This window comes from Tautonia plasticadhaerens (assembly GCF_007752535.1).
In the GTDB taxonomy this organism is placed as follows: domain Bacteria; phylum Planctomycetota; class Planctomycetia; order Isosphaerales; family Isosphaeraceae; genus Tautonia; species Tautonia plasticadhaerens.
The window spans coordinates 3,978,918-4,005,670 of record NZ_CP036426.1 but is presented as its reverse complement, the minus strand read 5'-3'; the positions used below and the strand labels follow the sequence as shown (position 1 = coordinate 4,005,670).

Sequence of the window (26,753 nt, the reverse complement as noted above, 5' to 3'; positions counted from 1 at the left end):
GCCGCCCCGTCGGCCGGGGCGGGGGGATGCGTCCCCCTCGAGGCCCCACCCCCATGGACCGTCGCGCGATCGAGATCATCGGGATCGTCCAGGGGGTCGGATTCCGCCCCTTCGTCCACGAACTCGCGACCGGCCTCGGCCTCTCCGGCTTCGTGAAGAACCGGGCCGGCGGCGTCCGGATCGAGGTGGAGGGTGACCCCCGGTCGCTGGACCGATTCCTGGCCGAGCTGACGTCCCGGCCCCCGTCGCCGGCACGGATCGAGGGGGTGCGCTGGGCCCGTCGACCACCCCGGGGCGAGCCCGGGTTCCGGATCGAGCCGAGCGCGGGCGACGCCGCCGGCCCGATCTTCCTCGCCCCCGACGTCGCGACCTGCGACGACTGCCTCCGGGAATTATTCGATCCCCGGGACCGTCGGCATCGGTATCCGTTCCTCAACTGCGCCCACTGCGGCCCCCGGCTGACCATCATCCGGGAGACCCCGTACGACCGCGAGCGCACGACCATGGCGGCCTTCGCCATGTGCCTGGATTGCCGATCGGAATATGAGGATCCCCGCGACCGCCGATTCCACGCCCAGCCCATCGCCTGCCCGGCGTGCGGCCCCCGGCTCCGGCTCTTGGGCGGTGACGGGCGGGCGATCGAGTCGGGGGATCCGCTCTCGGACGCGGCCTCGGCGCTGGGGAGGGGGCGGATCGTCGCCGTCAAGGGCCTGGGGGGCTACCACCTCTGCTGCCTCGCGGGCGACGAGGGGGCGGTGGCCGAGCTGCGGCGCCGCAAGCATCGGGACGAGAAGCCGCTCGCGGTCATGGTGCGAGACCTGCGGTGGGCCCGGGCGCTCGGGGAATTCGACGAGGAGGAGCGGGCGCTGCTCGCCTCGCCGTGCCGGCCGATCGTCCTGCTCCGCCGGAGGCCGGGGGCGCCGGTCGCCGTCGGGGTGTCGCCGGGCGGCAATCCCCGCCTCGGCGTGATGCTGCCCTACACGCCCCTACACCACCTCCTCATGCTGGAGGTGGCCGGGGCGCCCCTGGTCATGACCAGCGGCAACCCGTCCGACGAGCCGATCGCCTACGACGACCTCGACGCGGCGAGGCGGCTGGCAGGCATCGCCGACCTGATCCTGACGCACGACCGGCCGATCCACCTCCGCTGCGACGACTCGGTGTCTCGGGTGGTCGACGGCGCGGAGTCGCCGATCCGACGCTCCCGGGGCTCCACGCCGCTCCCGATCGACCTGCCCGTCCCCTGTCCCCGGCCGACTCTGGCGCTGGGGGGCCAGTTGAAGGCGACCTTCGCCCTCGGCCGGGGTCGCCACGCGTTCCTGAGCCATCACCTCGGCGACCTCGACCGCTACGAGGCGTATCGGGCCTACGCCGAGGCCATCGGGCACTACGAGCGGCTCCTGGCGATCCGCCCGGCGCTGATCGTGCACGACCTGCACCCCGACTACGCCTCGACGGGCTACGCCAGGGGACGGCCGGCCGAGCTCCCGCGGCTCGCCGTCCAGCACCACCACGCGCACATGGCGAGCTGCATGGCCGAGCACGGCCTCGACGAGCCGGTCCTCGGCGTGACGTTCGACGGCAGCGGCTACGGGCTCGACGGCGCGACCTGGGGGGGCGAGATCTTGGTGGGGGGTTATCTGGGCTTCCGCCGGGCGGCGCACCTGCGTTACGTCGCCATGCCAGGGGGCGACCGGGCGACCCTCGAACCCTGGCGGATGGCGGCGTCGTACCTGGCCGACGCGGGGGTGGGCTCCTCGGCGATCCGGCTGCGGGCCTCCCCGGCGGAGCTGGCCGTCGTCCGGACGATGATCGAGCGGCGGTTCCGCTCGCCGCCGACGTCGAGCGTCGGGCGGCTGTTCGATGCCGTGGCGGCGCTGGCCGGACTCCGGCCGCGCGTCAGCTACGAGGGCCAGGCGGCGATGGAGCTCGAATGGCTGGCCACGGGGGTCGCCGCCGACGCCGCCTATCCCTTCGAAATCCAGCAGGTGCAGGGGGACGGCCCCCCGGGGGCGCCCCTGCAAATCGACCACCGGCCCCTGATCGCCGAGGTGGCCGCCGAGGCGGGCCGAGGCCGGGCCCCGGCGGTCATCGCGAGGCGGTTCCACTCGACGCTCGTGGAGATGGTCGCGGAGGTCTGCCTCCGCCTGAGGGGCGAGTCCGGCCCGGCCAAGGTCGTCCTCAGCGGCGGCGTCTTCCTGAACGCCCTGCTGGCCCGCGAAATCACCGGCCGGTTGACTCGGGAGGAGTTCCGGGTTTACCGTCATCGGAAGGTCCCGCCGAATGACGGCGGCCTGAGCCTGGGCCAGCTCGCGATCGGGGCGGCCCGGGATCGATCGCACGGCCCGGGGCCGGACGCCTGGCCGATTACCGGTCCGGCCGTCGAGTGGGGCGGCCCCGGCCGATCCTGAGCGGGGGCCTGCCGATGTGCCTCGGGATCCCCGGGAAGGTGGTCGAGACGTACCGCGAGCACGACGTGCTCATGGGCAAGGTCTCCTTCGCTGGGGTCGCCAGGCGGGTCTGCCTGGAGCACGTCCCCGACGCCCGCCCGGGGGATTACGTGCTGGTCCACGTCGGCTTCGCCCTGTCCCGCATCGACGAGGACGAGGCCAGGCGCGTCTTCGAGTTCCTGGAGCAGATGGACCAGCTCGGCGAGCTCGAGGACGGCGCCCCGAGGGCCGGCGAGCGTCCCCCGCCGACGGCCCCCGCCCCGTGAGGGGAGGCCGGGCGACGATCCCGCGCCCATGCCCCCGAGACGAGAGGGCCCCCGCACCCCCCGGGGCCGACCGGGACACCTCGCCATGAAGTTCCTCGACGAATACCGCGACGGGGCGGCCGCCGCGAAGCTGGCCGACGCGATCTCCAGGGCCGTGACCCGGCCCTGGGTGATCATGGAGGTCTGCGGCGGCCAGACCCGTTCGATCGTCAGGTACGGGATCGACGCGATCCTGCCGCCGGGGATCGAGCTGGTCCACGGGCCCGGCTGCCCGGTCTGCGTCACCGCCCTGGAGGTGATCGACCGGGCTCACGCGATCGCCGCGAGGCCGGGGGTCATCTTCTGCTCCTTCGGCGACATGCTCCGCGTGCCGGGCTCCCGCGGCGACCTGTTCCGGATCAAGGCCCAGGGCGGCGACGTCCGGGTCGTCTATTCGCCGCTCGACGCCGTGAATCTCGCCGCGGCGCACCCCGACCGCCAGGTCGTCTTCTTCGCGATCGGCTTCGAGACCACGGCCCCGGCCAACGCGATGGCCGTCCGGATGGCGAGGCGGCGCGGGCTGGCCAACTTCAGCGTGCTCGTCTCGCACGTCCTGGTGCCGCCGGCGATCTCCGCGATCCTGGGGGCGCCGGGCAACCGGGTCCAGGCCGTACTGGGCCCGGGCCACGTCTGCGCCGTGATGGGGACGGCCGAATACGAGCCGCTGGCCCGCCGCCACCGGGTGCCGATCGTGATCACCGGCTTCGAACCGATCGACCTGCTCGAGGGCGTGCTCCGGGCGGCCCGGCAGCTCGAATCGGGCCGCGCGGGGGTCGAGAACCCCTACGCCCGCGCCGTCCGGCCCGGGGGGAACCCCGCGGCGAGGGGGCTGATCGAGGAGGTCTTCGAGGTCTGCGACCGCACCTGGCGGGGGATCGGCCCGATCCCCCGGAGCGGCTACCGGCTGCGCGACGCCTATCGCGACCAGGACGCCGAGCGGCGGTTCGAGGTCGAGGCGATCGCGACCCGGGAGTCGTCGGCCTGCATCAGCGGGCAGATCCTCCGGGGCTTGAGGAAGCCGCCCGACTGCCCCGCGTTCGGCCGGGAGTGCACCCCGGAGACGCCGCTGGGGGCGACGATGGTCTCGTCCGAGGGGGCGTGCGCGGCCTACCACGACTCCCGGCGGCACCGGGAGGGCCGGGTCCCCGTCGCGGTCCCGATCGGGGGGGGCCGCTGATGGACGAGCCGATCGAGGCGACCCTCCCCGGGCCGTTCGGGACCTGTCCGATGCCCCGTGCCGATGCCGATCGGGTCCTGCTCGGGCACGGCGGCGGCGGGAGGGCGACGGCCGACCTGATCGGGCGCCTCTTCGTGCCGGCCTTCGGCAACGAGGTGCTGGCCGCGCTGGAGGACCAGGCGACCGTCCGCCTGCCGGGGGGGGACGGCGTCCCGGCCCCCCGGATCGCCATCTCCACCGACGCCTTCGTGGTCCGCCCGCTGTTCTTCCCGGGCGGCGACATCGGCCGGCTGGCGGTCCACGGCACGATCAACGACCTGGTGGTCGGCGGGGCCGAGCCGCTGTACCTGGCGGCGGCGTTCATCCTCGAGGAGGGCCTGGCCCTGGACGACCTGGGGCGGATCGTCGCCTCGATGCGCGACTCCTGCGCCGAGGCGGGCGTGATCCTGGTCGCCGGGGACACCAAGGTGGTGGATCGGGGCAAGGGGGACGGGGTCTACATCACGACCACCGGGGTCGGCCTGGCCCCCGAGGGGCGATCGTTGTCGATCCGCGACGCGAGGCCCGGCGATCGCATCCTCGTCTCCGGCACCATCGGCGATCACGGGATCGCCATCATGTCGGTGCGCGAGGGGATCGAGTTCGAGACGGCGCTGGAGAGCGACACCGCCCCGCTCGGCGGCCTCGTCCGGGCGATGCTGGGGGCCTGCCCCGGCATCCGGGCCATGCGCGACCCGACGCGGGGCGGCGTGTCGGCCGCCCTGAACGAGCTCGCGGCCGCCTCCCGGGTGGGCGTGACGCTCCTCGAGGGGTCGATCCCCGTCCGCCCCGAGGTCCGGGGGGCCTGCGAGATGCTCGGCCTCGACCCGCTCGACGTCGCCAACGAGGGGAAGCTGCTCGCCGTCTCGCCGCCGGAGGACGCCGATGCGCTGCTGGCGGCCATGCGATCGCACCCGCTGGGGCGCGACGCGGCGATCATCGGCCGGGTGGTGGCCGAGCACCCCGGCATGGTGACGCTCCGATCGGTCGTAGGCGGGGAGCGCATCGTGTCCATGCTCTCCGGGGAGCAACTGCCCCGGATCTGCTGATCGGGCCCGGGGGACCGGTCGCCCCGGGTACGGGGGGCGCGGGCCCGACCGGGGGCGAGGGAGGGGGGGAGGGATGGCAAGACCGAACGAACCGCCCTGGAGGTGCTCACCCTCCCGGGACTCCCGCCGGCGTCGTCGTCCGTTCCCGCGTCGCCGGGCCGCCCGAGGACGCGGGGGCCGCGTCGGCGTCGGGCCGGGCCGCGTCGGCCATGACCGGAGTCGGGACATGCACGAGCTCTCCATCGCCCTGGCCATCCTCGACGCCGCCTCGGAGGAGGCCGCCCGCCTCGACGGCGCCCGGGTCCTCGCCATCCATCTTAGGTTCGGCCCGCTCTCGGGCGTCGTCGAGGAGGCCTTGCGATCGGCCTTCGAGCTGGCCCGCGAGGGGACCCCCTTCGGGGAGACCAGCCTGGTCTTCGAGGCGGTCCCGCTCGTCGCCTTCTGCCCGTCCTGCGACGCCGAACGCCCGGTGGCGTCGATCAGGCATCTCCGCTGCGCCGAGTGCGGGGGCCCGGCCTCGCACGTCGTCCGCGGCCGGGAACTCGAGGTCGTCGCCCTCGAGGTGGAGCCATGACGACACCGCCCCGCCTGGTCCAGGTCCGGCATCGGGTGCTCAAGCAGAACGACCTCGTCGCCCGAGGGCTCCGCTCCCGCTTCCGGGAGGCGGGGGTGTACGTGGTCAGCCTCGTCTCCGGCCCGGGCTCGGGCAAGACGGCGTTCCTGGAGCGGGTCCTGACGACGCTCCGCGTCCGCGACGGCCTCCGGGTCGCCGCGCTCGTGGGCGACCTGGCCACCGACAACGACGCCCGCCGCCTGGCCCGCAGCCGGGCACCCGTCCGGCAGATCACCACCGGGACGGTCTGCCACCTGGACGCGGCGATGGTCTCGGCCGCCCTCGACGGCTGGAGGCTGGAGGAGCTGGATTACCTGTTCATCGAGAACGTCGGCAACCTCGTCTGCCCCTCGACCTTCGACCTCGGCGAGGATCTCCGCCTGGTGCTCTTCTCCGTGACCGAGGGGGAGGACAAGCCCCTGAAGTATCCCACGATCTTCCACACCGCGGACGAGGCGATCATCACCAAGACGGACCTCGCCCCGGCCGTGGAGTTCGACGCCGAGGCCGCGCATCGGGGCGTCGAGTCCGTGAGGCCCGGCATGGCGATCTTCGAGGTCTCGGCCAAGACCGGCGAGGGACTGGACCGCTGGCTGGACGCCCTCTCGGCCCGGCGCTCCGGGGCACTCGGATGATGCGCCTGCCGGTGGCCACCGGACCCCCGGGCCGTACGGAGCCATGAGCGTGAACCACCCCGGCCGATTGCAGGAGATCGGATTCCCCGGCCGCGACGCGACCTTCGCCGAGGTCATCCGGACGCTGTCGGAACCCGAGCAGGGCCCGCATGGCGACAACTTCCTGACCAACGAGGACTCCTTCCCCCGGCCCTGCGGCGAGCTGGGACGCCGGGCCGCCCCGGGGGGAGTCTACCTCGGCGTCGGGCCGGACCAGAACTTCACCTACGTCGCCCACTGCGACCCCTCCCTCGCCTTCGTGCTCGACTACCGCCGGCGCAACCTGAGGCTGCACCTGCTGCACAAGGCGTTGTTCATGCTCTCGGACGACCGGGTGTCCTACCTCACCCGGCTCACCTGCCGTCGGCCGGGGCCGATGGCCGCCGACCCGACGGCCGATCAGCTCGTCGGGGCGTTCGAGGCCTCGCCGTTCGACGAACCCCTGCTGGGGCGGACGAGGGCCGAGGTGACCGCCCTGCTCCGGCCGCTCGGGGTGCTCGGCGAGCGGGAGTGGGACGACCTGGCGACGATCCAGGCGCGGGTCGCCGGCCCGGGGATGGGCGCCCGATTCCTCGCCCTGCCGATCTACCCGACCTTCGGCGAATTGATCCGCACGCCCGACCGCGACGGGCGCCCCGCCCACCTGCTAGCGACCGAGGAGGCCTACCGGGCCGTCCGGGACGCCCAGCGGCTCGACCGCGTCCTCCCCCTCGTCGCCGACCTCGCCGGGGACGGCGCCCTGCCCCGGCTGGCCGAGTGGCTCCGCGAAAGGGGGCTGCCCGTGTCGGTGCTCTACGTCTCCGACGTCGAGTTCTTCCTGCTCCGGGCCGGCCGATTCGACGCCTACCTCGCCAACCTCGAACGCCTCCCCCGGGCCGAGGGGGCCCTGATCGTCCGCACCAGCACCCGGGAGATCGACCACCCCGAGCGAGTGCTCGGCGACAGCTCGACCACGATCGCCCGGCCGCTCTCCCGCTTCCTCGACGAGGCCCGGGCCGGGCGGATCCGCACCCCGGACGACCTGTTCGGGGCCGAATCTGGGGGATAGGCCTCGCCGGGCTCGCCGGGGCCGGGCGACTGGCGTCGATCCCGACGGCGACCGGCCCGCTCCCTTGACTCGGCCGATGCCCCGGATCAGTTTAGGGGATCGTCCTGCGATCGGCCCCGGGCGGCCTCCGGGTCGCGACGCGTCGGATTCGCACGGCTCGATCGGTCGAGATCCCAACGGCCAGGGGCGCCCTCCCGTGATCCCAGACTCGCATCGCTCGTTCGACTCGGTCCGAGACGAGGACCACCTCGATTCGCTGCTCTCCGAGCCGACGCCCGGCGTGGTCGAGGCGATGGGGCGGCTCGAAGGGGACCTGGTCGTCCTCGGCGTCTCGGGCAAGATGGGGCCGACTTTGGCGTGGATGGCCCGGCGGGCGTCGGAACTCGCCGGGGTCGACCGCACGGTGTACGGGGTGGCCCGCTTCTCCGACCCCTCCCGGGAGGGCTGGCTCCGAGACCGGGGGATCGAGCCGATCCGGTGCGACCTGCTCGATCCCGACCAGATCGACCGGCTGCCGGACGCGCCGAACGTGGTGCACATGCCCGCCTTCAAGTTCGGCGCCTCGGGGGACCAGGCGACCGCCTGGGCCGTCAACTGCTTCCTGCCCGGCCTGGTCTGCCGGAAGTATCGCCGCAGCCGGATCGTCGCCTTCTCGACCGGCAACGTCTATCCGCTGGTGCCCGTCTCGGGGGGCGGCTCGGTCGAGACGGACCCGCTCCGCCCGGTGGGCGACTACGGCATGAGCTGCGTGGGCCGGGAGCGGATCATGGAGCACTTCAGCCGGACCCTGGGGATCCCGATCGCCGTCATCCGCCTGAATTACGCCGTCGAGATGCGGTACGGCGTGCTCATCGACATCGGGCGGAAGGTGCTGGCGGGGGAGCCGATCGACGTGTCGATGGGCCACCTGAACGCCATCTGGCAGGCCGACGCCAACGCGATAACCCTGCACGCCTTCGACCACGCCTCCAGCCCCCCGTTCGCGCTCAACGTCACCGGGCCGGAGGTCCTGCGCGTCCGCGACGTGGCCGAGCGATTCGGCGAGCTGCTCGGCCGGCCGCCCTCGATCACCGGCACCGAGGCGCCGGACGCCCTCCTGAGCGACGCATCGCTCGCCGGACGCCTGATGGGCCCCCCCCGGATCGACGCCGACCACCTGATCGCGCTCGTGGCCGACTGGCTCCGGCGGGGTGGCACGCTGCTCGACAAGCCGACCCGGTTCGAGGTCCGGGACGGGCAGTTCTGACTCGCCCCGAGGCCCGCGTTCGCCGAGGATTGACCGGAACTCCGACATCCGTCATCCGACTTCCCCCCTCGCCCCACCCACGGCCCTCCCATGCCCGCCCCCCTGCCCCCCCCCGAGATCCGAGAGGCCCTCCGACGGGGGGCCGTCATCCCGGCGATGCCGCTGGCGCTGACCGCCGACCGGACGCTGGACGAGCGTCGGCAGCGGGCGCTCTGCCGGTACTACGCCGACGCCGGGGCCGGTGGGCTGGCGGTGGGGGTGCACACCACGCAGTTCGCCATCCGGGAGCCGCGTCACGGGCTGTTCCGGCCCGTCCTGGAACTGGCGGCAGAGGAACTGGACCGGGCCGACGAGCGGAGGGGCCGCCCGATGATCCGGGTCGGCGGCGTCTGCGGGGGGACCGGGCAGGCGGTGGCCGAGGCCGAGATGCTCCGGTCGCTCGGCTACCACGCGGGCCTGCTCAGCCTGGCGGCCCTGGCCCGGGACGACGACCGGGCCCGGCTCGACCACTGCCGGGCGGTGGGGGAGGTGCTCCCGATCGTCGGCTTCTACCTGCAGCGGGCCGTCGGCGGGCCGGACCTCTCGCACCGCTTCTGGAGGGAATTCGCCGGGCTGGAGGCGGCCGTCGCCATCAAGGTCGCCCCGTTCGACCGCTACCGGACCCTGGACGTGGTCCGGGCGGTGGCCGAGTCGGGGAGGGACGATCTGGCCCTGTATACGGGCAATGACGACCAGATCGTCCTGGATCTGGTCACGCCCTTCCGCGTCCGGGTCGGCGGGGGTTGGGTCGAGCGCCGATTCGTGGGGGGCCTGCTCGGGCACTGGGCCGTCTGGACGAGCAAGGCGGTGGAGCTGCTCGACGCCTGCCACGCCGCCGCCGGGGCCGATCGGATCCCGACCGACCTGATCCGCCTGTCCGCCCCCGTGACCGACGCCAACGCCGCCTTCTTCGACGCCGCCAACGGCTTCAAGGGCTGCATCGCCGGGCTGCACGAGGTCCTCCGGCGCCAGGGGCTGCTCGAAGGGCTCTGGTGCCTGGATCCGGACGAAGGGCCCAGCCCCGGCCAGCTCGACGAGATCGACCGCGTCTACCGCAGCTACCCCGAGCTGAACGACGACGCCTTCGTCGCCGAGCACCGGGACGCCTGGCTCGGCGGCTGATCGGCCGGCCGGCCTCCCGGGCCCGGGGCACGATCCCGACCGGCCCGGCTCGGCTCAGAACAGGCCGTAAAGGATGGAGATCGACGCGACGATCAGGGCCGCCGCCGCCGTCAGGACGACCGTCCTCCCCCGGCTCGCGTCCTTGCCGTCGAGGGAGAACCGCGTCCCGAACGCCCGGTTCGAAGCCAGGAGGCATCCCCGGGCGACGCTCCACCGCAGGGCGATCAGGGTCACTCCCAGGATGGCGAACACCGGCGCCGCCACTTGCAATCCGAGGGACATCGGCACTCGATCGGTTCGGGGATCGGGGGGACGGCGATCGGGGCCGGTCGGCCCCTCGGGCTCGCCGGGGGGCAGAATCGGGAGCACGCCCCGTGCCGACCGGCCCTCGTCCGGGGACTCCGTCCCGGCGACCCCGATCGAGCAGGCCCGCCGGGACGAGGCGATCACCAACTGCGGGGGGCGCTCGCGACGGCCGACATCGCCATCGGCCTTGTTTGGCTCTAGTTGCGGTTCGGCCACGCCGCTCGATATCGTAGGCTCCATCTCGGCCCGCCCGAAGAAGTGCCCTCGATCCGTCACCCGCCAGAGTACCGCCCGACGTCCCATGACACGACGCAAAGAGATCACCCTGCCTCGCGAGGCATCCCGCCCGGCGGGCGTCTCGAGGGGATGGGCCCCATGGATCGGCCGCTTCACCCTCTGGAGCGTGACCGGCGCCCTCGCGACGGCCGGCCTGTACGCCGCCACCTCGATGCTCTGGCTGCTCACGCCGCTGGGGGAGGATCCCGGGTTCCTGGCCGTGCACCGGGGAATCCTGATCGGCGCGGCGTTGTTCGGCGGCGTCGCGTTCTGGCAGTTGTTCGTCATGCACCGGCGGCTGTTGCCCCCCCGGGACGCCTCCTACCGTTCGCTCGGGGGGGCCAGGGTCCACGTCGGCCTGACGGCCTGGAACGACCGGGAGGCGATCGGGCCGGCGGTCCGGGAGTTCAAGGCGTGCCCCGAGGTCCACAAGGTCGTCGTGGTCGACAACAACTCGACCGACGACACGGCCCGGGTCGCCGCCGAGGCCGGCGCCGACGCGGTGGTCATCGAGACCGTCCCCGGCTACGGCTCCTGCTGCATGAGGGCGCTGGCCGAGGCGGCCGAGGGGGCCGACGTCGTCGTCCTCTGCGAGGGGGACATGACCTTCTCGGCCCACGACGTGAAGAAGTTCCTCGCCTACCTGGAGAACTGCGACCTCGTGCTGGGCACCCGGGCCACCCAGGAGCTGCGCGACTCGGTGACGCAGATGGACTGGCTGCTGAACCCGGGCAACCAGATCGTCGCCAAGCTGGTGCAGACCCGCTTCTGGGGCACCCGGCTCACCGACATGGGCTGCACCTACCGGGCGATCCGGGTCGAGTCCTACCGCCGGCTGGCCGGGCACCTCCGGGTCAAGGGGAACCACTTCTCCCCCCACATGTTCATCGAGGCGTTGAAGCGGGACATGCGGGTCATCGAGATCCCGGTCTACTTCCGGGCCCGGCTGGGGGAGTCGAAGGGGGTCGGGTCGAACAAGGTCAAGGCGACCCGGGTCGCCCTGAAGATGCTCGAGTTGATCTACACCGCGTGAATCCGCCGCGGGACTCGCACCCGACTGCCTCCCGCCGAACCCCCGGGCGTGCACCGCCCCCCTCGTCGAGGACCCGCCCGGATGAGACTGCTCGCCATCCCGCTCCTGATGGTCCTGCCCGGGGCCTGGGTCGCCTTCGGCCCGAGGCGGCTGGAGATCCCGTGGTCGGCCCGGCTGGCCTTGGCCGTGGTCCTCTCGCCGCTGGTCCTGCCCGCGCAGGTGATCGGGCTGGAGCTGCTGGGCGTGGGGTTCTCCCCGGCGTCCTGGGCCGCCCTGGTGCTGAACCTGCCGGCGTTGGTCCTGATCTGGCGGAGGTCCTCCCGGCCAGTCCTGGCGGCCGATCGGGGAGAGTGGCCGGCGATCTTAGGCGTGATGGCGGTGCTGATGGCCTACCTCGTCTTCCCCTGGCGGTGGACGCCCATGCGGACGCTCGCCTGGCACAACCTGATGCAGGTGGACGTCATCTACACCCTGGCCCGGCCCGGCCCGATCGCCCCGGAGGAGGCCCAGATGGCCGGGCTGCCGCTGGCCTACCCGTGGCTCGGGCACCTGTACTTCGCGGTCGTGGGGTGGGTCTCCGACGTGCCGCCGACGCTGCTGTTCTGCGCAATCCAGCCGGCGTTGCTGCTGGCCTGCGTCGCCCTGTGGTACCTGGCGGTCCGGGGGCTCGGGGGGTCCCGGGCGTCGGCCGTGCTGGCGGTGGGCCTGATCGGCCTGGGCGGCAACCTCCTCGCCACCTCCTGGGGGGTGCTGGAGGGGGATCGGTCCCGGGCGAGCCAGATCGCCAACCGATTCGGCGAGAAGCGGACGGGGCCGTTCCTGGACAAGTTCTACCAGCTCCAGGTGATGCCCTTCGGGCTGGCGGCCTACAGCGGCCTGGTCTTCGTGGCCGTCCGGGCGTCGATCGAGCGGCTCCGGTCCCTCCCGCTGCTGATCGGGGCCCTGGTGCTCACCGTGGGGCTGACCTACACCACGATCCTCCCGGCGGCGGCCCTGCCCGGCGGGGTCCTGCTACTGCTGATGCTCCTCCCCCTGTCCAAGGACCTGCCCGGATACGGCAAGGGGGATGCGCTCCGGCTGACCCTCGCCCTGGCGGCGGCCGGCCTGGCCTCGCTCGGATTCCTGGAGTGGATCACCCGGGAGCTGACGGCGCCGTCCGCCCAGGTGGTGCTCTCACCCCGCCCGCTCCTCTCCAAGCTCATAAGGGGCACGCTCGCCCTCGCGGTGCCCGCGGCGCCGGCGGCGCTCCTCCTGCTCCGGACGGCCCGGCAGCGTCGGGCGCCGATGCTGGTGCTGGCCGGGACGGCGATCGGCTCCGCCGCGCTCTATGCCGTCCTCCGGCTGGGGGTCTCCAACCCGGTCGAGTACAAGTTCCTCTTCTGCGCGATCATCCCCCTGGGAGTTTTGGCCGGCCTGGCCTTCGACGGCCTGACCCGCCGCGCCCCGAGGGCGAGCTGGGCCGCGGTCGCCGCCCTGCTGCTCGGGACGCAGGCGATCGCGATCCACCACGGCTTCCGCCTCGGGGCGCACCAGGCCCCCCACGCGGGGTCCGGACCCCGGATGGTCGAGCGGTCCTTCTGGCTGGACCTGGATCCCTCCGAATCGGACGCCGGCTGGACGAGGGCCGTCCGGGAACGGACCCCGCCCTCGACCATCCTGGTGACCGACCGGACCCGGCACCATCCGTTCCCCTTCGCGGCCCGATCGCTGCTCGTGCCGGCCGACCGGGGCGAGATGACCACCCGGGCCGGGTACGAGGAGGCGGGCCGGTACAACCTGGTCGACCTCCGCGCCTACCCGGCCGGGGAGTTCGACCGCCGGCTCGGGCTGATCGACCGCCTGGCGACCGAGTCGGATCCGGAGGCCCTCCGCCTCGTCCTCGACGAGCTGCTCGCCCTGGGCCGGCCGCTGGCGATCCACTTCGACCGCCGGGGGCCGAGGTACGAGCCCGGAGGCGGCCCGGCCGCCCCGGGCGGCCCCCCCCCTGCCCTCGACTGGCTCCGGGCGGACGGGCCCGGCACGCTGCTCTATGAGGACGACCGGCACGCCGTCTGGTTCATCGAGCCGGGGGAGGCGGGGGCTCCCTGAGCGGCCGGCCCCGGCCCGACGCCTCCGAGACGGCGTCGGGGATCAGAACGGCACGAGCGAGCCGCCGGCCCTCGGCCGGGAGACGGGGGGGGCCGGGGCCCGGACCGGGCCGGGGATCGGGATGGCGCCGGTCCGAGGGGGATCGCCCGGGAGCGGGAGCCCCTCGACATTCAGGGCGCACCGGAAGCCCAGGTACGGCAGGCGGGTCTCGACGCGCATCCCCTCCCGATAGGAGAGGTCGTGCTCGGGCGAGGAGCCCCGGACGGTCTGACGGGCGGGGGTCGTCGAGGGATTCGCCGGGCCGGCGGGGTTGAACGGGATCCGGCCGGCCCGGGAGGCGTAGGCGTCCCCGGAGAACCAGTCGACGGTCCACTCCCAGGTGTTGGCGGCGAGGTCGAAGACGCCGGAGGGGGAGCGGTCGCTCGGGTAGGACATCACCGGGTCGAGCTGCCTGGGGGCCCGGCGGTCGGTCCAGGGCGGTGCGCCTGCCCCCCAGGGTCGGATCAGGCCCTCGGGCCCCCGGGCGGCGGCCTCCCACTGGGCCTCGGTGGGCAGCGACCGGCCGGCCCATCCGGCATAGCGGAGCGCCTCCTTCGCGGAGGTCAGGACGACCGGGTGCCGGTCGGTCAGGCCGAGGCGGGTCAGCTCCTCGGGGGCGGGGAGCACGGCCTCTCCCCGGTCCGTCATCGCCTCCCGGTAGGAGGCGAACTGGCCGACGGTGACCTCGTGCTCGTCGAGGTAATAGGAGGGCAGCTCGACCCGGTGTGCGGGCCCTTCGTTGGGGGAGCCGCTGTCCCGGCCGACGATGTAGGTGCCGCCGGGGATCAGCACCATGGTCATGCCGTCCGCCTCGCAGACGATCCGGGAGGGCCAGCCGGAAGGGTGCTCCCGGGCGTCGGGGTGCGGCGAGAAGCCCGGCGGCAGCACTCGGACCACGAGCTCGGGCTCCGGTATCGGCTCGGGCTCGGGCTCGGCAGCGGGAGTGGGCTCGGGCGAGGCCGAGGCGACGTCGGTCCCGGCCGGGTCGGGCGTCGGCGCCGCGACCGGGAAGCCGGAGGGAGAGAGGGTGGGGACGTCCGGGAATGGGGGCCGGCCCTGGGCGACCCGGCCGAGCGCGGCCCGGGCCTCGACGGCGGTCCGGGTGTTCGGGTAGGAATCGACGATCCGCTGGAGCTGGGATCGGGCCAGCTCGATCGACATCGCCGCCCGGGCCCTGGTGTACAGGTCGCGGGCCGGGGCCTCGTCGTCGGCCTTCGCGACGACCACAGGCGCCCCCCCCGGCCGCTGGTGGGGCGGGAACATCTGGGAGGCGTCGACCACGTAGAGCCCCTCCTCGTCGGCCGACCCGCCGCCGACGGCCCGGACGACCATCGCGATCGCCAGGACCACGGCCGAGGCGGCGACGATCCCCAGGAGCAGCCGGACCCGGTGGCGGGTCTCGACGGTGTCGAGCGTCGGCGTGGGGGCGACCAGCGTCTGCCCGTCCTCCTGCCCCTCGTCCTTCGGGGCCTGCCTGCCCCTCGACCGGGCGGCGGCCCGCTCCCTGCGGGAGCGTCGGGGCGGCCCGTCGTCCGGGGCGGACTGCTGCTCGGCCTCCTCGGCCGAGAGGGGGACCGACTTCGAGATCCGGGGCAGGGGCTTCGGCGGCGAGGGGGGGACCTTCCGGGCCGGGGGCCCGTCGTCGTCGCCGGTCGGGGGCGTCGGTCGCCTCGGCCTCGGTTCGCCGGTCGGGGGTAGGGCGAGCTCGTATTCGGACGAAGTGGGCTCGGCCATGTGCGATCGCTCCCGCGGTTGCGAGGGGCCGATCGGATCAGGGCCCGCAACCGGTCGCACCGAGAAGGACGTGGTCGTCGCCGGGGGACTCCATGCAAGGGTAGCCGGATCGGCCCCCCGTCGGCAACCCCGGTCCCGACCGCCTCGGGGCCGGGCGTCTCCTGGTGTCGACGCGGGGCGACGGGTAGACTCCCGGCCGGGCACCGCCCCCGTCGAGCCGGAGGTGCCCGGGCCGTCCCCGGGCCGGATCGATCGGTCGGCACCCCCCGACCCCCGGCCGGCGAGACGACCACGACCGCAACGACTTCGGATCCAGGGAGAAACCCGCCATGAGACGCCTCACCGCCCTGACCGCCCTGCTGCTGCTCCCGACGGCCCTGGCCTCCGCCCAGGACGACGGCGGCTTCACGCCGCTGGTCGAGGGGACCGACGCCGGGCAGTTCGACCTCGTCGGCATCGACGCGGACACCATCACCATCAGTCCCGAGGGGGAGGTCGCCCTGAGCGGCACGCCCAACGGCTACTTCGCCACCAAGGAGGGCTTCGACGACTACACCCTCCGATTCGAGTGGATGTACGAGCGCCCCGACGACCTCCGGGACGACGCCGCCTTCGACGGCAACAGCGGCCTGCTCATCCACATCGAGGGCGAGGCGAAGGTCTGGCCGAGGTGCATCGAGGTCCAGCTGAAGAACTCCGACGCCGGCCGGCTGCTCGGCGTCTCCGGCGGCAAGATCCAGGGCGACCGGCCGGCCCAGGCCGTCGCCCAGTCCCGGGCCGAGGCGATCAAGCCCGTCGGCCAGTGGAACGCGATGGAGGTCGTCTGCCGGGACGGCGCCGTCGCGTGCTCGCTCAACGGGACCTTGATCGACACCGGCACCGCCGCCTCGCCCGAGTCCGGCCCCATCGGCTTCCAGTCCGAGGGCCGGCCGATCCGCTTCCGATCCCTGGAGATCCGGCCGATCGAGTGAGCGGCCCCCCGCCCGCCCCGGCCCGGAGGCGGGGGAGCCGCGGGGGATCCCCGTCCCCCGACCGATCCCCCGGGCGGGTGGGGCCCCGGGGCTCAATCGGGCGGCCGCCCTCGCCCTCGCCCGGGACCGGGCGGGGCGGGGCGGCGTGGTCATCCCGGGCCCCCCGGGACCATCCCCGACGGATCGGGCACGCCACCCGGGGACGACTCCCGCCGCCGACCCACCCCGACCGGGACCGCGAGGCCGGGCCGCCCGGGCTCGCGACCCGGGCGGATTGATCACCCGGGACGCCTCCGGCGATGGTACCATCATCAGGGTGCCCGCCGGGGGGAGGGACGACCCCCCTAGAAGCTCGGGCGGGTGTGGGATCGGATTTGTGTCGAGGCCACCTGCGATGGACATCGACCGCAACACCGTGTTCACCGACCTGGCCCGGCGCTCCGGGCTGATCGACCCGGCCCGGCTGTCCTCGGCGTCCGAGCAGCGGAAGGAGACGGGCGAGCCGCTCGACGAGGTGCTCGTCCGCCTGGGCGACCTCAGCCCCGAGGATCGGGACGCGTTGCTCCTCCGCGTCGAGGCGGTGGTCCTGGAACACGCCGACGACCCCGAGGCGCCCTGGGACGCCGCCTCGGGCACGTTCGACACCCTCGACCTCGCGGGCGGGGCCGGGGCCTCGCCCCCCCCGTCCGAGCCGAGCCTGCCCCGGTTCGAGCCGACCGTCTCCGCCCGGGCCCGGCCCGACCCCCCGGCCGGATTCGACCCCGAGGCGACCTCCGGCTCGGGGCCGAGCCTCGCCACCGCCCCCGGCACCGGGCGGGGCGACGCCGAGGCCGGGTCGTCCCGGGAGGCCCTGCGGGTCGACCCGGAGGCGACCTCGCCGATGGGCAGCGCGCCCACCGTCGAGGCGCAGCCCCCCGGATCGCCGTCGGTCGGGTCCTCCGGCGGGGTCGGCTGGGGGGGCTCGGGCAGCCGCTTCCGGGTCGTCCGCGAGCACGCCAAGGGGGGGCTCGGCTCGGTCCTGGTCGCCTTCGACGAGGAGCTGCGCCGCGAGGTCGCCCTCAAGGAGATCCAGGAACGCCACGCCGACGACCCCGACAGCCGCTCCCGGTTCCTCGTCGAGGCCGAGATCACCGGCGGCCTGGAGCACCCCGGCGTCGTCCCGGTCTACTCCCTGGGCCGCAACCCCGACGGCCGCCCCTTCTACGCCATGCGGTTCATCCGCGGCGAGAGCCTCCGCAAGGCGATCGAACGCTTCCACGACCCCGAACGGGGCCCGAAGGATCCCGTCGGGCGCACCCTCCAGCTCCGGGGGCTGCTGCGGCGGTTCGTCGACGTCTGCAACGCGCTGGAGTACGCCCACAGCCGGGGGGTGATCCACCGCGACATCAAGCCCGACAACATCATGCTCGGCCCCTACGGCGAGACGCTGCTCGTCGACTGGGGCCTGGCCAAGCCGGTCGACCGGGTCGACTCCCCCTCGAACCCCCCGACGGCCGAGCTGCCGCTCCGGCCGACCTCGGTCGCCGTCTCGACGCCCACGATCGACGGCTCGGCCGTCGGCACCCCGGCCTTCATGAGCCCCGAGCAGGCCGAGGGGAACCACGCCCGGATGGGCCCGACCAGCGACGTCTACAGCCTCGGGGCCACCCTCTACCAGCTCCTCGCCGGCGCCCCCCCCTTCACCGACCGCAAGCTGATCGCGATCCTGCACAAGGTCCGCAAGGGGGAGTTCCCGCCGCCGAGGCGGCTCAAGGCCGAGGTCCCCCCCGCCCTGGAGGCGATCTGCCTGAAGGCGATGGCCCGGTCGGGGGCCGACCGATACCCCTCCTGCCTCGCCCTGGCCGACGACCTGGAGCACTGGCTCGCCGACGAGCCCGTCTCGGTCTACCGCGAGCCCCTGGCCGCCCGGGCCTTCCGCTGGGCCAGGAGGCACCGCACCGCGGTCACGGCGGCCGCCGCCCTGGTGGCCGTCCTCGTGCCGGTGCTGGCCGCCTCCGCCCTGCTCATCGGCCGGGAGCGCGACCGGGCCGAGTCGATGGAAGGGCTCGCCCGGTCGGCCGTCGAGGACATGTACCTCGACGTGGCCGAGGCCGTCCTGGGCGACATCTCCGACCCCAGGGAGGAGGCGTATCTGAATCGCGCCCTCGCCCGGCTCGACGGCCCGATGGCCCCGGCCGGGTTCGACGGCAACGCCCCCGAGGCCGCCCCCGAGGCCCCGGAGGCCCCCCCGATCGACGACGCCCTCCGAGGCCCGCTCCGGGAGGCCCTCGACTACTACGAGGGCTTCGCCCGGGGCGGCGGGATCGGCCCCTCCGCCGCAGTCGAGTCGGCCCGGGCCCGCACCCGGATCGGCGACATCACCGCCCGGCTCGGCCGCTTCGACGAGGCCGAGGCGTCCTACCGCCTCGCCCTGGAGATCCTCCGGCCGATCGCCGCGAGGCGGGGCTCCGAGGCCGAGCCCCGTCGCCGGCTGGCCGAGGCCCAGGCCCGCCTCGGCGCCTTGCTCGCCGTGCTCGGCCGCCCCGGGGAGGCCGAGCCGATGCTCCGGGACGCGATCGGCGGCCGACAAACCTTGCTCGACACCCCCCCTCCCCTTCCGGAGGACGAGCTGGGCCTGGTGGAGGCCGAGGTCGAGCTGGCCGAACTGCTGAAGCTCTCCGGACGGGTGGAGGAGGCCGAGGACGCCTATCGACACGCGATCAGCCGGCTCCGCCCGATGGCCGACGCCCCCGACGCCGAGGTCTCGGAACGCCGGGAGCTGGCCGCCGCCGCCGACGGCCTCGGCGTGCTGCTGCTGATGCTCGGCCGCGACGCCGAGGCCGAGCCGATGCTCCGCCTCGCCCTGGACGGTCAGCGGGGGCTGCTCGTCGAGCTGCCGACGGTCCCCCGGATCCGCGAGGGGCTCGCCAAGACCAGCAACAGCCTCGGCCTGTTCCTCCGCCGGGACGGCCGGCCCGGGGAGGCCGAGGAGATGCTCCGCTCGGCGATCGGCCACTATGACCGCCTCGCCGACGACTTCCCCGGCCGCGTCGAGTACCGCCGGGCCCTCGCCCGGGGGCACCTGAACCTGGGCGTCCTGCTCCAGTCCGAGGGGAAGGTCGCCGACGCCGAGGCCGCATTCAGGCGCGCCGTCGGGCACTATGAAACCCTCCAGGCCGACGCCCCCGAGGCGGTCAAGGTCCGCCGCGACCTCGTCACCGCCCGGTCCAACCTCGGCGGCTCGCTCCAGTTGCTCGGCCGCCCCGAGGAGGCGGTCGGGTCGCTCGACGACGCCGTCCTGCTGGCGGACGCGCTGGCGGGTGAGTTCCCCGACGTGCCCGACCTCCGGGCCGGCCTGGCCACGGCGCTGGTGAACCGGGGATCGCTCCGCGACCTGCTCGGCGAGGTCGAGGCGTCGGAGGCGGATCTCGCCCGGGCCGCCGAGCAGCTCGGACGGCTCGTCGCCGAGGTGCCGGGCCGGCCGTCCTACCTCCGGGAGCTGGCCGCCTGCGAGGCCGCGACCGGCCTGGCCCTGGCCCACGGCGGCCAGCCGGAGGCCGCCGAGGCGTCGTACGCCTCCGCCGCCGACCGCTTCGAGGCCCTGCTCCGGCAGTTCCCCGAAGACCGGGACCTGAAGACCGACCTGGCCACCTGCCTGAACAACCGGGCCAACCTGAAGCTCGCCTCGGCCGGGCCGTCGCTCCGGAGGGCCCTGGGGCTGTTCGAGGAGCTGGCCGGGGGCCGGGACGCCCCGGGGCCGAAGCTCGCCCGGGACCTCGGCGTGGTGCACTACAACCTCGGCGAGCACCTGGCCGAGGCCGGCGACCCCGAGGCCGGCGAGCCCGAATACGCCGAGGGAGCCCGGCTGCTGGCCGAGGCGGCGGCCGGGCCGGGCGGCTCGGCCGAGACGAGGTCCATGGCCGCCGTCGCCGCCACCGACTACGCCGGATTGCTCGTCGCTCGGGGGGCGATCGACGAGGCGATCCCCGTCCTCCAGGGGGCGATCCCCCTGGCGAGGGACGCCGCGACCGAGTCGCCGATCGCCCCGAACCTGATCGCCCTGTTCGACGCGAGCTCCGCCCTGGTCGCCGCCCACCTCGCCTCCGGCCAGTACATGGAGGCGGCCCGGGTGGCGACCCGCCTGGCGGAATCGGTCCCCGGCCAGCTCGCCCTGCGGTCGAGGTCGGCGGTGCTGCTGGCCCGCTGCGTCGAGGCGATCCGGGGCGACACGGGCCTCGCCCCGGCCGAGGCCGACCGCCTGGCCCGGGAGGCGGGCGACCGGGCCGTCGCCCAGGTCCGCGTCGCCCTGGATGCCGGCTACAACCCCGATTCCCTCCGCAAGCTCGCCGACCAGCTCGGCCCGCTCCTCGACCGAGACGACTTCAACGCCCTGCTCTCCCCCGGCGGGGGATCCGAGTCCGAGTCGGGGGCCGGCGGGTGAGGCCGAGACGCCCGCCGGGCCGTCGCCCGCCGGGCGGGCCCGGCCGCCGGGCGGGCGGTCGTTCTCGGCCCCGGGCCGATGTCGGGGGCGGGGGGATCGGCCCGCCGCGATCGGATCCACCGCCGAGTGGAGGCCCTCCGGACCGCAGTGGTCCCGGGCGGCCCGCCCCATCGCGGGGGCAGATGGCCGGGGACCCCCGAAAGGCGGGTGCCGCGGGGTGCACATGAGCCTGACAAGGCCCGCCCCGCGCACCGAGACGCGAGTTCGCCGATCGGGGCCCCGATCAGGATCGGCTGTCGGCCCCGGCCGTCGGCCTGGCCCTCCACCGGAGCCGGATCAGCGCCGCCGGGCAGGCCAGGCCGAGGCCGAGCATCGCCCAGGAGGCGGGCTCGGGGATGACGATCGTCGCCGTGTTGAACCCCCACTCCTTCTCGATCTCGCCGCCCACCCGCCTCGAGGTCTGCCAGCCGTAGTTGAACACCAGCTGCGGCGGGGGCGGGATGTCCTCGGTCTGCACCGAGAAGACGCCGATGAAGAGCTCGGTCATGCCCGTCGGGAGCTCGATCGTCGAGTTGGGGGGGAAGAAGGTGAAGGTGATGTTGGGGATGTTCGGGTCGTCGAAGAACGGCGGCGCCTGGCCGAAGGGGTCGATGCCCTCGGGCTGGATCGTCGGCAGAAATCCGGCCTCCAGCCCGGTCGGGGAGAGCAGGTCGCGGACGTCGTAGATCGTGAAGAAATCCGGGCCGGAGGAGCCCGGGACGCTGTTCCCCGAGACGAAGGTCTCGCCGGGGACGCCGGTCAGGTAGATGTCGAAGGAATATTCATAGATCGGGTCGAAGAGCTCCTCGAAGCGGGGCCTGACGAGCGCGAATGCGCCATGGGCCGGCATCGAGCCGGCCAGCCCGACGCCGACGGCGAGGGCGGCGATCGAGAGGGATCGGTGCAATCTCATGGAAGTTAACCTGGAGGGTCCCCCGGGGCGTCGGGTCCGGGCAGCGATCGGGGTCACGAGACCCCGATCGCCCCACGACGACGCCCGCGGGGAAAGACGCGGCGGCGTGGGCATCGGTAGGCCATCCCAGCATAGGATGACGCCCTCGAACCGGACAAGTCGCCCGGCGTCGTCGGCGATGCCCCGCCGCAACATCGCCCGGCCGCCGCGGCACCGGCCCCCGGCGGGCGGGGGCCGACGCCCGCGGCGGGCTCAGGTGCGGCCGGCCTCGGCGGGGGCCTCGGCCAGCCGGCCGGTGGCCGACGGCGGGAGCACCGAACGGAGGTAGGCGATCCCGGCGATCCCGGCCACGATCGAGCCCAGCAGGATGCCGATCTTCGAGGCGTCGACCTGGATCGGGTCGTCGAAGGCCAGGTCGGTGATGAACAGCGCCACCGTGAAGCCGATCGCCCCGAGCAGGCCGATGCCGAAGAGTTGGCGGAAGTCCGTCCCCTCGGGCAGCGTCACCAGGCCCAGCTTCACCGCGACCCAGGCCATCAGGGTCGTGCCCACCGGCTTGCCGACCAGCAGGCCCAGCATCACGCCCCAGAGCACCGGGCTGGAGAAGGCCGCCGCCAGGCTCTCGGCGTTCAGGGCGACCCCGGCGTTGGCCAGTGCGAAGGTCGGCAGCACCACGAACGCGGTCCACGGGTGGAGCACCCGGATCAGCCGGTCGAGGATCGACTCGGTCCCCTGCGTCAGGTGCTCGATCTTGCTGAGGACGTAGCTGGCCGCCTCCTCGTCCCCCCGGAGCATCGCCTCGTTGTAGTCGGACTGCAACGCGTCGAGCGCCTCGGAGAACCGCTTCATGTCGAACCAGGGGGCCGAGGGGGTCATCAGCCCCAGCAGCACGCCGGCGATCGTCGCGTGCACCCCCGAGCTGAGCAGGAAGGCCCAGACCAGCGCCCCCACGAAGATGTACGGCGTCACGTCCAGCACGCCGATCAGCCGCATCACGTAGACGACCGCCACCAGCACCCCCGCCACGGCCAGGGCGGTCATCGACAGCTCCGCGGTGTAGAAGATTGCGATGACGAGGATGGCGCCGATGTCGTCCACGATGGCGAAGGCCAGCAGCAGGACCCGCACCGCGTTGGGCACCCGGTCCCCCAGCAGCGCCAGCACGCCGACGGCGAAGGCGATGTCCGTGGCCATCGGCACCCCCCAGCCGTGGACCGCGCCGCCGGGGACGACTCCGTTGATCGCCGCGTAGATCGCCGCCGGGACGACCATCCCCCCCAGGGCGACCGCCGCCGGCAGCGCCGCCCGCCGCAGGCCGGCCAGCTCGCCGAGCACCAGCTCCCGCTTGATCTCCAGCCCCACGACGAAGAAGAACAGCACCATCAGGCCGTCGTTGATCCAGTGGTGCAGCGTCATCCCGCGCGGGCCGTGCCCCGCCCCCCCCCCGGCATGCGAGGCCTCGGCTTCGGCGTCGCCGACGTCTCCCGACCCCGTCGCCGCGTCCGGCCCGGCCACCGGGGCGAGCACGGCCGGCTCCCCGGGGGCCTCGGCCCCGCCCCCGCCGCCCTGCTCGGAGGGCGGGGCCAGCTCGAACTCGCCCAGGCTGATCTCGATCGGCGTGTGGAAGAGGCCGAAGTACGACCCTCCCCAGGGGGAGTTGGCCCAGACCAGCGCGATCAGCCCGGCCGCGAACAGCGCGATCCCGCTGGACTCCGCGGTGTGGATGAACCGCAGGGCCCGGGTCCCGACCGATCGGGCCAGCGGCGACCGCTCCGAATGGACCTCGATCTTCCCCATGCTGCGCGGAGGTAAGTGCATGCGACTGTCTCGATCCCCGGGCCCGATCGCCGGCCGATCCCCCGAGACCGATCCGCGATCGACCCCGGGGGGCGGCGGACGGCGGGGGGAGGCCGGTCGGGCTCCCTGACGGCGAATGTCTCCAGATACCTCCCGGGCCTTCTTCTGCCCGGGAGCGACGACCAGGGGAGGGTCTCGGGGCCGCCCGGCCCCGGTCCGATCGCCAGGAAATTAGACCACTTCGGCGCCCGATCGCCAAGGGATCCTCCCCGGCCCGACCCCCGATACTTGTTGACACAACCGTCGCGGACGCATAGAATCCGGCCGTCAAATCGAGAGGAGTCGAGGCGACCCGACCGGGAGGCGCGATGGCCGGCGAGGGGCTCCAGCAGGAGTTGAAGAAGCGGTCGCCGTTCGAGGTCGCCGAGCAGGAGGCGATGCTCAACCTGCTGCGGACCGCCGACCGCCTGCACCTGGAGTTCGTCCGCCTGTTCCGCGAACACGGCCTGAGCCCCGCCCAGTACAACGTCCTCCGGATCCTCCGTGGGGAGGGGGGCGAGGGGCTGCCCAGCCTGGAGATCGCCGGGAGGATGATCACCTCGGTCCCCGACATCACCCGGCTGGTCGACCGGCTGGAGGCCGCCGGCTTGGTCCTCCGGGACCGCTCGGCCCGGGATCGCCGGGTGGTCCGGGTCCGGGTCACCCCCCGCGGGGTCGACCTGCTCTCCCGGCTCGACGGCCCGGTGGTCGCGCTGCACCGCCGGCTGCTCGGGCACCTCGACGCCTACGAACTGGGCACCCTGAACGACCTGCTGGTCAAGGCCCGGCGCCCCCCCGACGAGGGCGCCGGAGTGCCGGCCGATGCGTGACCGAGCCAACCCGGCCCCGGGCACGTCGCCCGGGGTCGGATCCCCGTTGGAAGGCCTCTCCCCCAGGCAACCCGCACCCCGGAGCCCCGACCCGATGAACGTGATCGCCCGCTGGTCCTCCCTGATCGCCCTGGCCGGCCTGATGGCCGGCTGCTCCAACCCCGCCGCCGACGTGACCGCCGCCAGGGTCGGCGACGCCCAACCCGTCGCCGAGGCCGACCCGGCCGAGGGCCTGGAACAGCCCCGGGAAATCGCCGGCTCGGAGTCCCCCGATTCCGCCCCCGCCGACGACGCCGCCCCCGATGCCGGCGAGGTCGTGGCCTTCGACGGCTCGGACTCGACGATCGACTTCGTCGGCTCGAAGCTCGTCGGCGGCGGCCACGACGGCGGCTTCAAGGCCTTCACCGGACAGTTCGTCCTGGCGCCCGAGACCGGCGAGGTCAAGTCGGTCTCCACCACCATCGACATGGACTCGATCTGGTCGGACAACGAGAAGCTCACCGGCCACCTCAAGAACGAGGATTTCTTCGAGGTCCCCACCTACCCCGAGGCGGAGTTCGTCTCCACCGCCATCGCCGCCGCCGCCGGCGGGGCCGAGGGGGCGACCCACGAGGTCACCGGCAACCTCACCCTGCACGGCGTGACCAAGTCCGTCACCTTCCCGGCCACCGTGGCCGTCTCCGACTCCGCCGTGACGCTCGACTCCGAGTTCAAGATCGACCGCACCATCTGGGGCATCGTCTACGGCGCCGAGTCGGACGTCCGGGACCGGATCATCAACAAGGACGTGGTCATCCGCCTCGACATCAACGCCTCCCGGGACGCGGCCCCCGCCGACGCCTCCCCCGCCGAGGATGCCGAGTGACCGGCACCGCCCGGTGAGTCGCCCCCCCGTCCCCGTCCGCGACCGATGCATCGGACGGGGACGGGGACGCGCCGGCAGGGCCCCCCGTCCTCGCCGACGGCCCCGGGAGTCCCGCTCCCGGGCCTGGAGGTCCTCTCGGCCACGCCCGTCTCCCATAATCATCCGTCCCGAGCCCTCCGAGATTCACATTTCCTGCCCGCTCGGAGGGTCGCCGGGGGCCGGGACGGGGCGTCTCCCGCGAGGGCCCCGGCCCCGGCCCGATCGCACCGGGGCCGGGGGGCGTCGATCAGGGGGAGACGGGCTCGGGGCTGATCCGGGAATCCTGCCGGATCGTCCAGCGCCGGGGCTCGCCGCCCCCGGCCTCGGGGGCCTCGACCGAGGCGGCGTAGCCGTCGGTCGTCGCCTCGATCCGGAAGGTCGGGAAGGCCGCCGGGTCGATCCCCAGATCCTCGGCCGAGGCGGCCCACCGGCCGTTCTCCTGGCGGTGCACCCGCTGGGCCTCGGAGACGCGGACGAGGAAGTCCCGGGCCGGTCGGCTCGGGTCGGGCTCGAAGGCGACGGTGTCGGGGGCGGCGGCCGAGAACACGACGTCCCCCCAGTAGCCGGGCCGGTGCATGTCGACCACCCCCTGGGGGGACCAGACCCAGTTGTCCTCCCGGGTGTCGGGCACCTTGCGGTATCGGCCGTCGACGACCTGGTGCTGCCACTCGACCCGGGAGAAGTTCACCCGCCAGCGGTCGCCGTCGGGGGGGGGGCAGGGCGTCCGGGCGATCTCCTCCAGCACGCCCCAGGGGAAGGCGAGTTCGAGCGACCAGCCCTCGTCCTCGTCGCCGGGGTCGTTGAGCGTCCCCCGGACGTGGACCGCCGTCACCAGGCCGGGGATCTCCCAGGAGTCCACGGCCGGGCCGCCGTCCCGGTAGGGCTTGACCAGCAGGAGGTCCCAGCCGGTGTTCAGGGCGTTGATCTCGAACTCGCCGTAGAGGTGGTGGTCGCCGTCGGGGTCGAGGAAGACCTCGAAGTCGTTGTCCCGGAAGATCACCGAGTCGTGCCGGGTGAGGGTGCCCCAGACGTGGGGCTCCTCCAGGTCGGCGGCCACGTAGAAGAAGTCGTCGTCCCAGGCCATCTTCGCCCGGGTCCGGAACCGGGGGCGGGGGCGGGCGTCCCCCTCGATGTCGACGAAGGGCTCGGTCCAGGGGATCGCCCGCCAGCCCTCCTCGTCGAGCCGCCCGTCGACGACGATCGGGCCGGGCGCCCGGAAGCAGACATACCCCCGGGCCTCCTCGGTGCGGTACTGCGGGGGAGGCGGGGGCGGGGACGAACCGGGGAGCAGCAGCAGCAGCGGTGCGATCAGCATGGGGATCGGGCCTCCGGGATCGGGATCGGGTCGGGCGGGGAGGATCGTCGAGGATCGGACGACTACAATAGCCGCCGCCCCCCCCCGGGACGACGGCTCACCGGCCAGGGGGACGCCCCCCGATCCGGAGCCCGAGGCCCTCCCGTGGCGATCTACTCCAGCGACCACTTCGCCCTGCCCCTGCCCGACTGGCACCGGTTCCCGATGGCACTCGACGCCGAGTTTCCAGTGTTTTCCCCGGTTTCCCCCATGACACCCGACCGTCTTACCGGCCAAAATGTCATAGG

Annotated in this window: 20 protein-coding genes; 15 read left to right on the top strand and 5 right to left on the bottom strand. The window is 74.0% G+C overall.

The genetic code is table 11. The features are described 5' to 3' along the window. The first annotated feature begins 53 nt into the window (after positions 1-53). From hypF to ElP_RS15955, 9 genes are all read left to right on the top strand, one after another. Positions 54-2,411: a carbamoyltransferase HypF gene (gene hypF, locus ElP_RS15995; protein ID WP_145270934.1), complete on the top strand. Its 2,358-nt coding sequence runs from the start codon at positions 54-56 to the stop codon at positions 2,409-2,411. Between the two features lie 14 nt (positions 2,412-2,425). After that, positions 2,426-2,716 (top strand): HypC/HybG/HupF family hydrogenase formation chaperone, encoded by a 291-nt coding sequence (locus tag ElP_RS15990; RefSeq protein WP_145270932.1) that lies wholly within the window; start codon positions 2,426-2,428, stop codon positions 2,714-2,716. 85 nt (positions 2,717-2,801) lie between these two features. Further along, on the top strand, positions 2,802-3,932 hold the full coding sequence (gene hypD / locus ElP_RS15985; protein ID WP_145270930.1) for a hydrogenase formation protein HypD: 1,131 nt from the start codon (positions 2,802-2,804) through the stop codon (positions 3,930-3,932). Positions 3,933-3,982: 50 nt separating this feature from the next. After that, the gene (gene hypE / locus ElP_RS15980) at positions 3,983-5,020 is read left to right on the top strand and encodes a hydrogenase expression/formation protein HypE (RefSeq protein ID WP_197447030.1); all 1,038 of its coding nucleotides are present in this window, start codon (positions 3,983-3,985) and stop codon (positions 5,018-5,020) included. Between the two features lie 226 nt (positions 5,021-5,246). Further along, positions 5,247-5,594, top strand: a complete 348-nt coding sequence (locus tag ElP_RS15975) for a hydrogenase maturation nickel metallochaperone HypA/HybF (RefSeq protein ID WP_145270926.1) — start codon at positions 5,247-5,249, stop codon at positions 5,592-5,594. Beyond that, entirely contained in the window at positions 5,591-6,268 is a 678-nt protein-coding gene (hypB, locus tag ElP_RS15970) for a hydrogenase nickel incorporation protein HypB (RefSeq protein ID WP_145270924.1), read from the top strand. The genes ElP_RS15975 and hypB overlap by 4 nt, the downstream gene beginning before the upstream one ends. A 49-nt stretch (positions 6,269-6,317) precedes the next feature. Beyond that, a complete protein-coding gene (locus tag ElP_RS15965; RefSeq protein ID WP_231749751.1) occupies positions 6,318-7,355 on the top strand; it encodes an LIC_10091 family protein in 1,038 nt (345 codons plus the stop codon). Between the two features lie 196 nt (positions 7,356-7,551). Beyond that, positions 7,552-8,601 (top strand): NAD-dependent epimerase/dehydratase family protein, encoded by a 1,050-nt coding sequence (locus ElP_RS15960; protein ID WP_231749749.1) that lies wholly within the window; start codon positions 7,552-7,554, stop codon positions 8,599-8,601. 90 nt (positions 8,602-8,691) lie between these two features. After that, on the top strand, positions 8,692-9,762 hold the full coding sequence (locus ElP_RS15955; RefSeq protein WP_145270918.1) for a dihydrodipicolinate synthase family protein: 1,071 nt from the start codon (positions 8,692-8,694) through the stop codon (positions 9,760-9,762). Positions 9,763-9,816: 54 nt separating this feature from the next. Here the strand turns inward: ElP_RS15955 and ElP_RS38155 are convergent, their stop codons facing one another. Then, positions 9,817-10,044, bottom strand: a complete 228-nt coding sequence (locus ElP_RS38155; RefSeq protein WP_197447029.1) for a hypothetical protein — start codon at positions 10,042-10,044, stop codon at positions 9,817-9,819. A gap of 325 nt (positions 10,045-10,369) precedes the next feature. On the opposite strand from ElP_RS38155, the gene ElP_RS15950 reads away from it, so the two are divergent. Together ElP_RS15950 and ElP_RS15945 are read left to right on the top strand one after the other, a co-directional pair. Beyond that, positions 10,370-11,377, top strand: a complete 1,008-nt coding sequence (locus tag ElP_RS15950; protein WP_197447028.1) for a glycosyltransferase family 2 protein — start codon at positions 10,370-10,372, stop codon at positions 11,375-11,377. An 81-nt stretch (positions 11,378-11,458) separates the two neighbouring features. Next, the gene (locus ElP_RS15945; protein WP_145270914.1) at positions 11,459-13,465 is read left to right on the top strand and encodes a hypothetical protein; all 2,007 of its coding nucleotides are present in this window, start codon (positions 11,459-11,461) and stop codon (positions 13,463-13,465) included. 42 nt (positions 13,466-13,507) lie between these two features. Here ElP_RS15945 and ElP_RS15940 read toward each other — a convergent pair whose 3' ends face one another. Next, positions 13,508-15,238, bottom strand: coding sequence for an SUMF1/EgtB/PvdO family nonheme iron enzyme (locus ElP_RS15940; protein WP_145270912.1), 1,731 nt, complete (start codon positions 15,236-15,238; stop codon positions 13,508-13,510). Between the two features lie 329 nt (positions 15,239-15,567). Between ElP_RS15940 and ElP_RS15935 the strand changes: the two genes are divergently transcribed. After that, positions 15,568-16,209: a 3-keto-disaccharide hydrolase gene (locus ElP_RS15935; RefSeq protein ID WP_145270910.1), complete on the top strand. Its 642-nt coding sequence runs from the start codon at positions 15,568-15,570 to the stop codon at positions 16,207-16,209. 394 nt (positions 16,210-16,603) lie between these two features. Continuing rightward, positions 16,604-20,629, top strand: coding sequence for a protein kinase domain-containing protein (locus ElP_RS15930; protein ID WP_145270908.1), 4,026 nt, complete (start codon positions 16,604-16,606; stop codon positions 20,627-20,629). Between the two features lie 283 nt (positions 20,630-20,912). On the opposite strand, the gene ElP_RS15925 is transcribed toward ElP_RS15930, so the two are convergent. Further along, positions 20,913-21,581, bottom strand: coding sequence for a PEP-CTERM sorting domain-containing protein (locus tag ElP_RS15925; RefSeq protein ID WP_197447027.1), 669 nt, complete (start codon positions 21,579-21,581; stop codon positions 20,913-20,915). Positions 21,582-21,833: 252 nt separating this feature from the next. Continuing rightward, the gene (gene nhaA, locus ElP_RS15920; RefSeq protein ID WP_145270904.1) at positions 21,834-23,399 is read right to left on the bottom strand and encodes a Na+/H+ antiporter NhaA; all 1,566 of its coding nucleotides are present in this window, start codon (positions 23,397-23,399) and stop codon (positions 21,834-21,836) included. Between the two features lie 347 nt (positions 23,400-23,746). Here nhaA and ElP_RS15915 point away from each other — a divergent pair, with 347 nt between their 5' ends. Together ElP_RS15915 and ElP_RS15910 are read left to right on the top strand one after the other, a co-directional pair. Beyond that, complete coding sequence (locus ElP_RS15915; protein ID WP_145270902.1) at positions 23,747-24,247, top strand: MarR family winged helix-turn-helix transcriptional regulator; 501 nt, start codon at positions 23,747-23,749, stop codon at positions 24,245-24,247. Between the two features lie 94 nt (positions 24,248-24,341). After that, entirely contained in the window at positions 24,342-25,112 is a 771-nt protein-coding gene (locus ElP_RS15910) for a YceI family protein (protein WP_145270900.1), read from the top strand. A gap of 286 nt (positions 25,113-25,398) precedes the next feature. Here ElP_RS15910 and ElP_RS15905 read toward each other — a convergent pair whose 3' ends face one another. Continuing rightward, a complete protein-coding gene (locus ElP_RS15905) occupies positions 25,399-26,466 on the bottom strand; it encodes a carbohydrate-binding family 9-like protein (protein WP_145270898.1) in 1,068 nt (355 codons plus the stop codon). Positions 26,467-26,753: the final 287 nt, after the last annotated feature.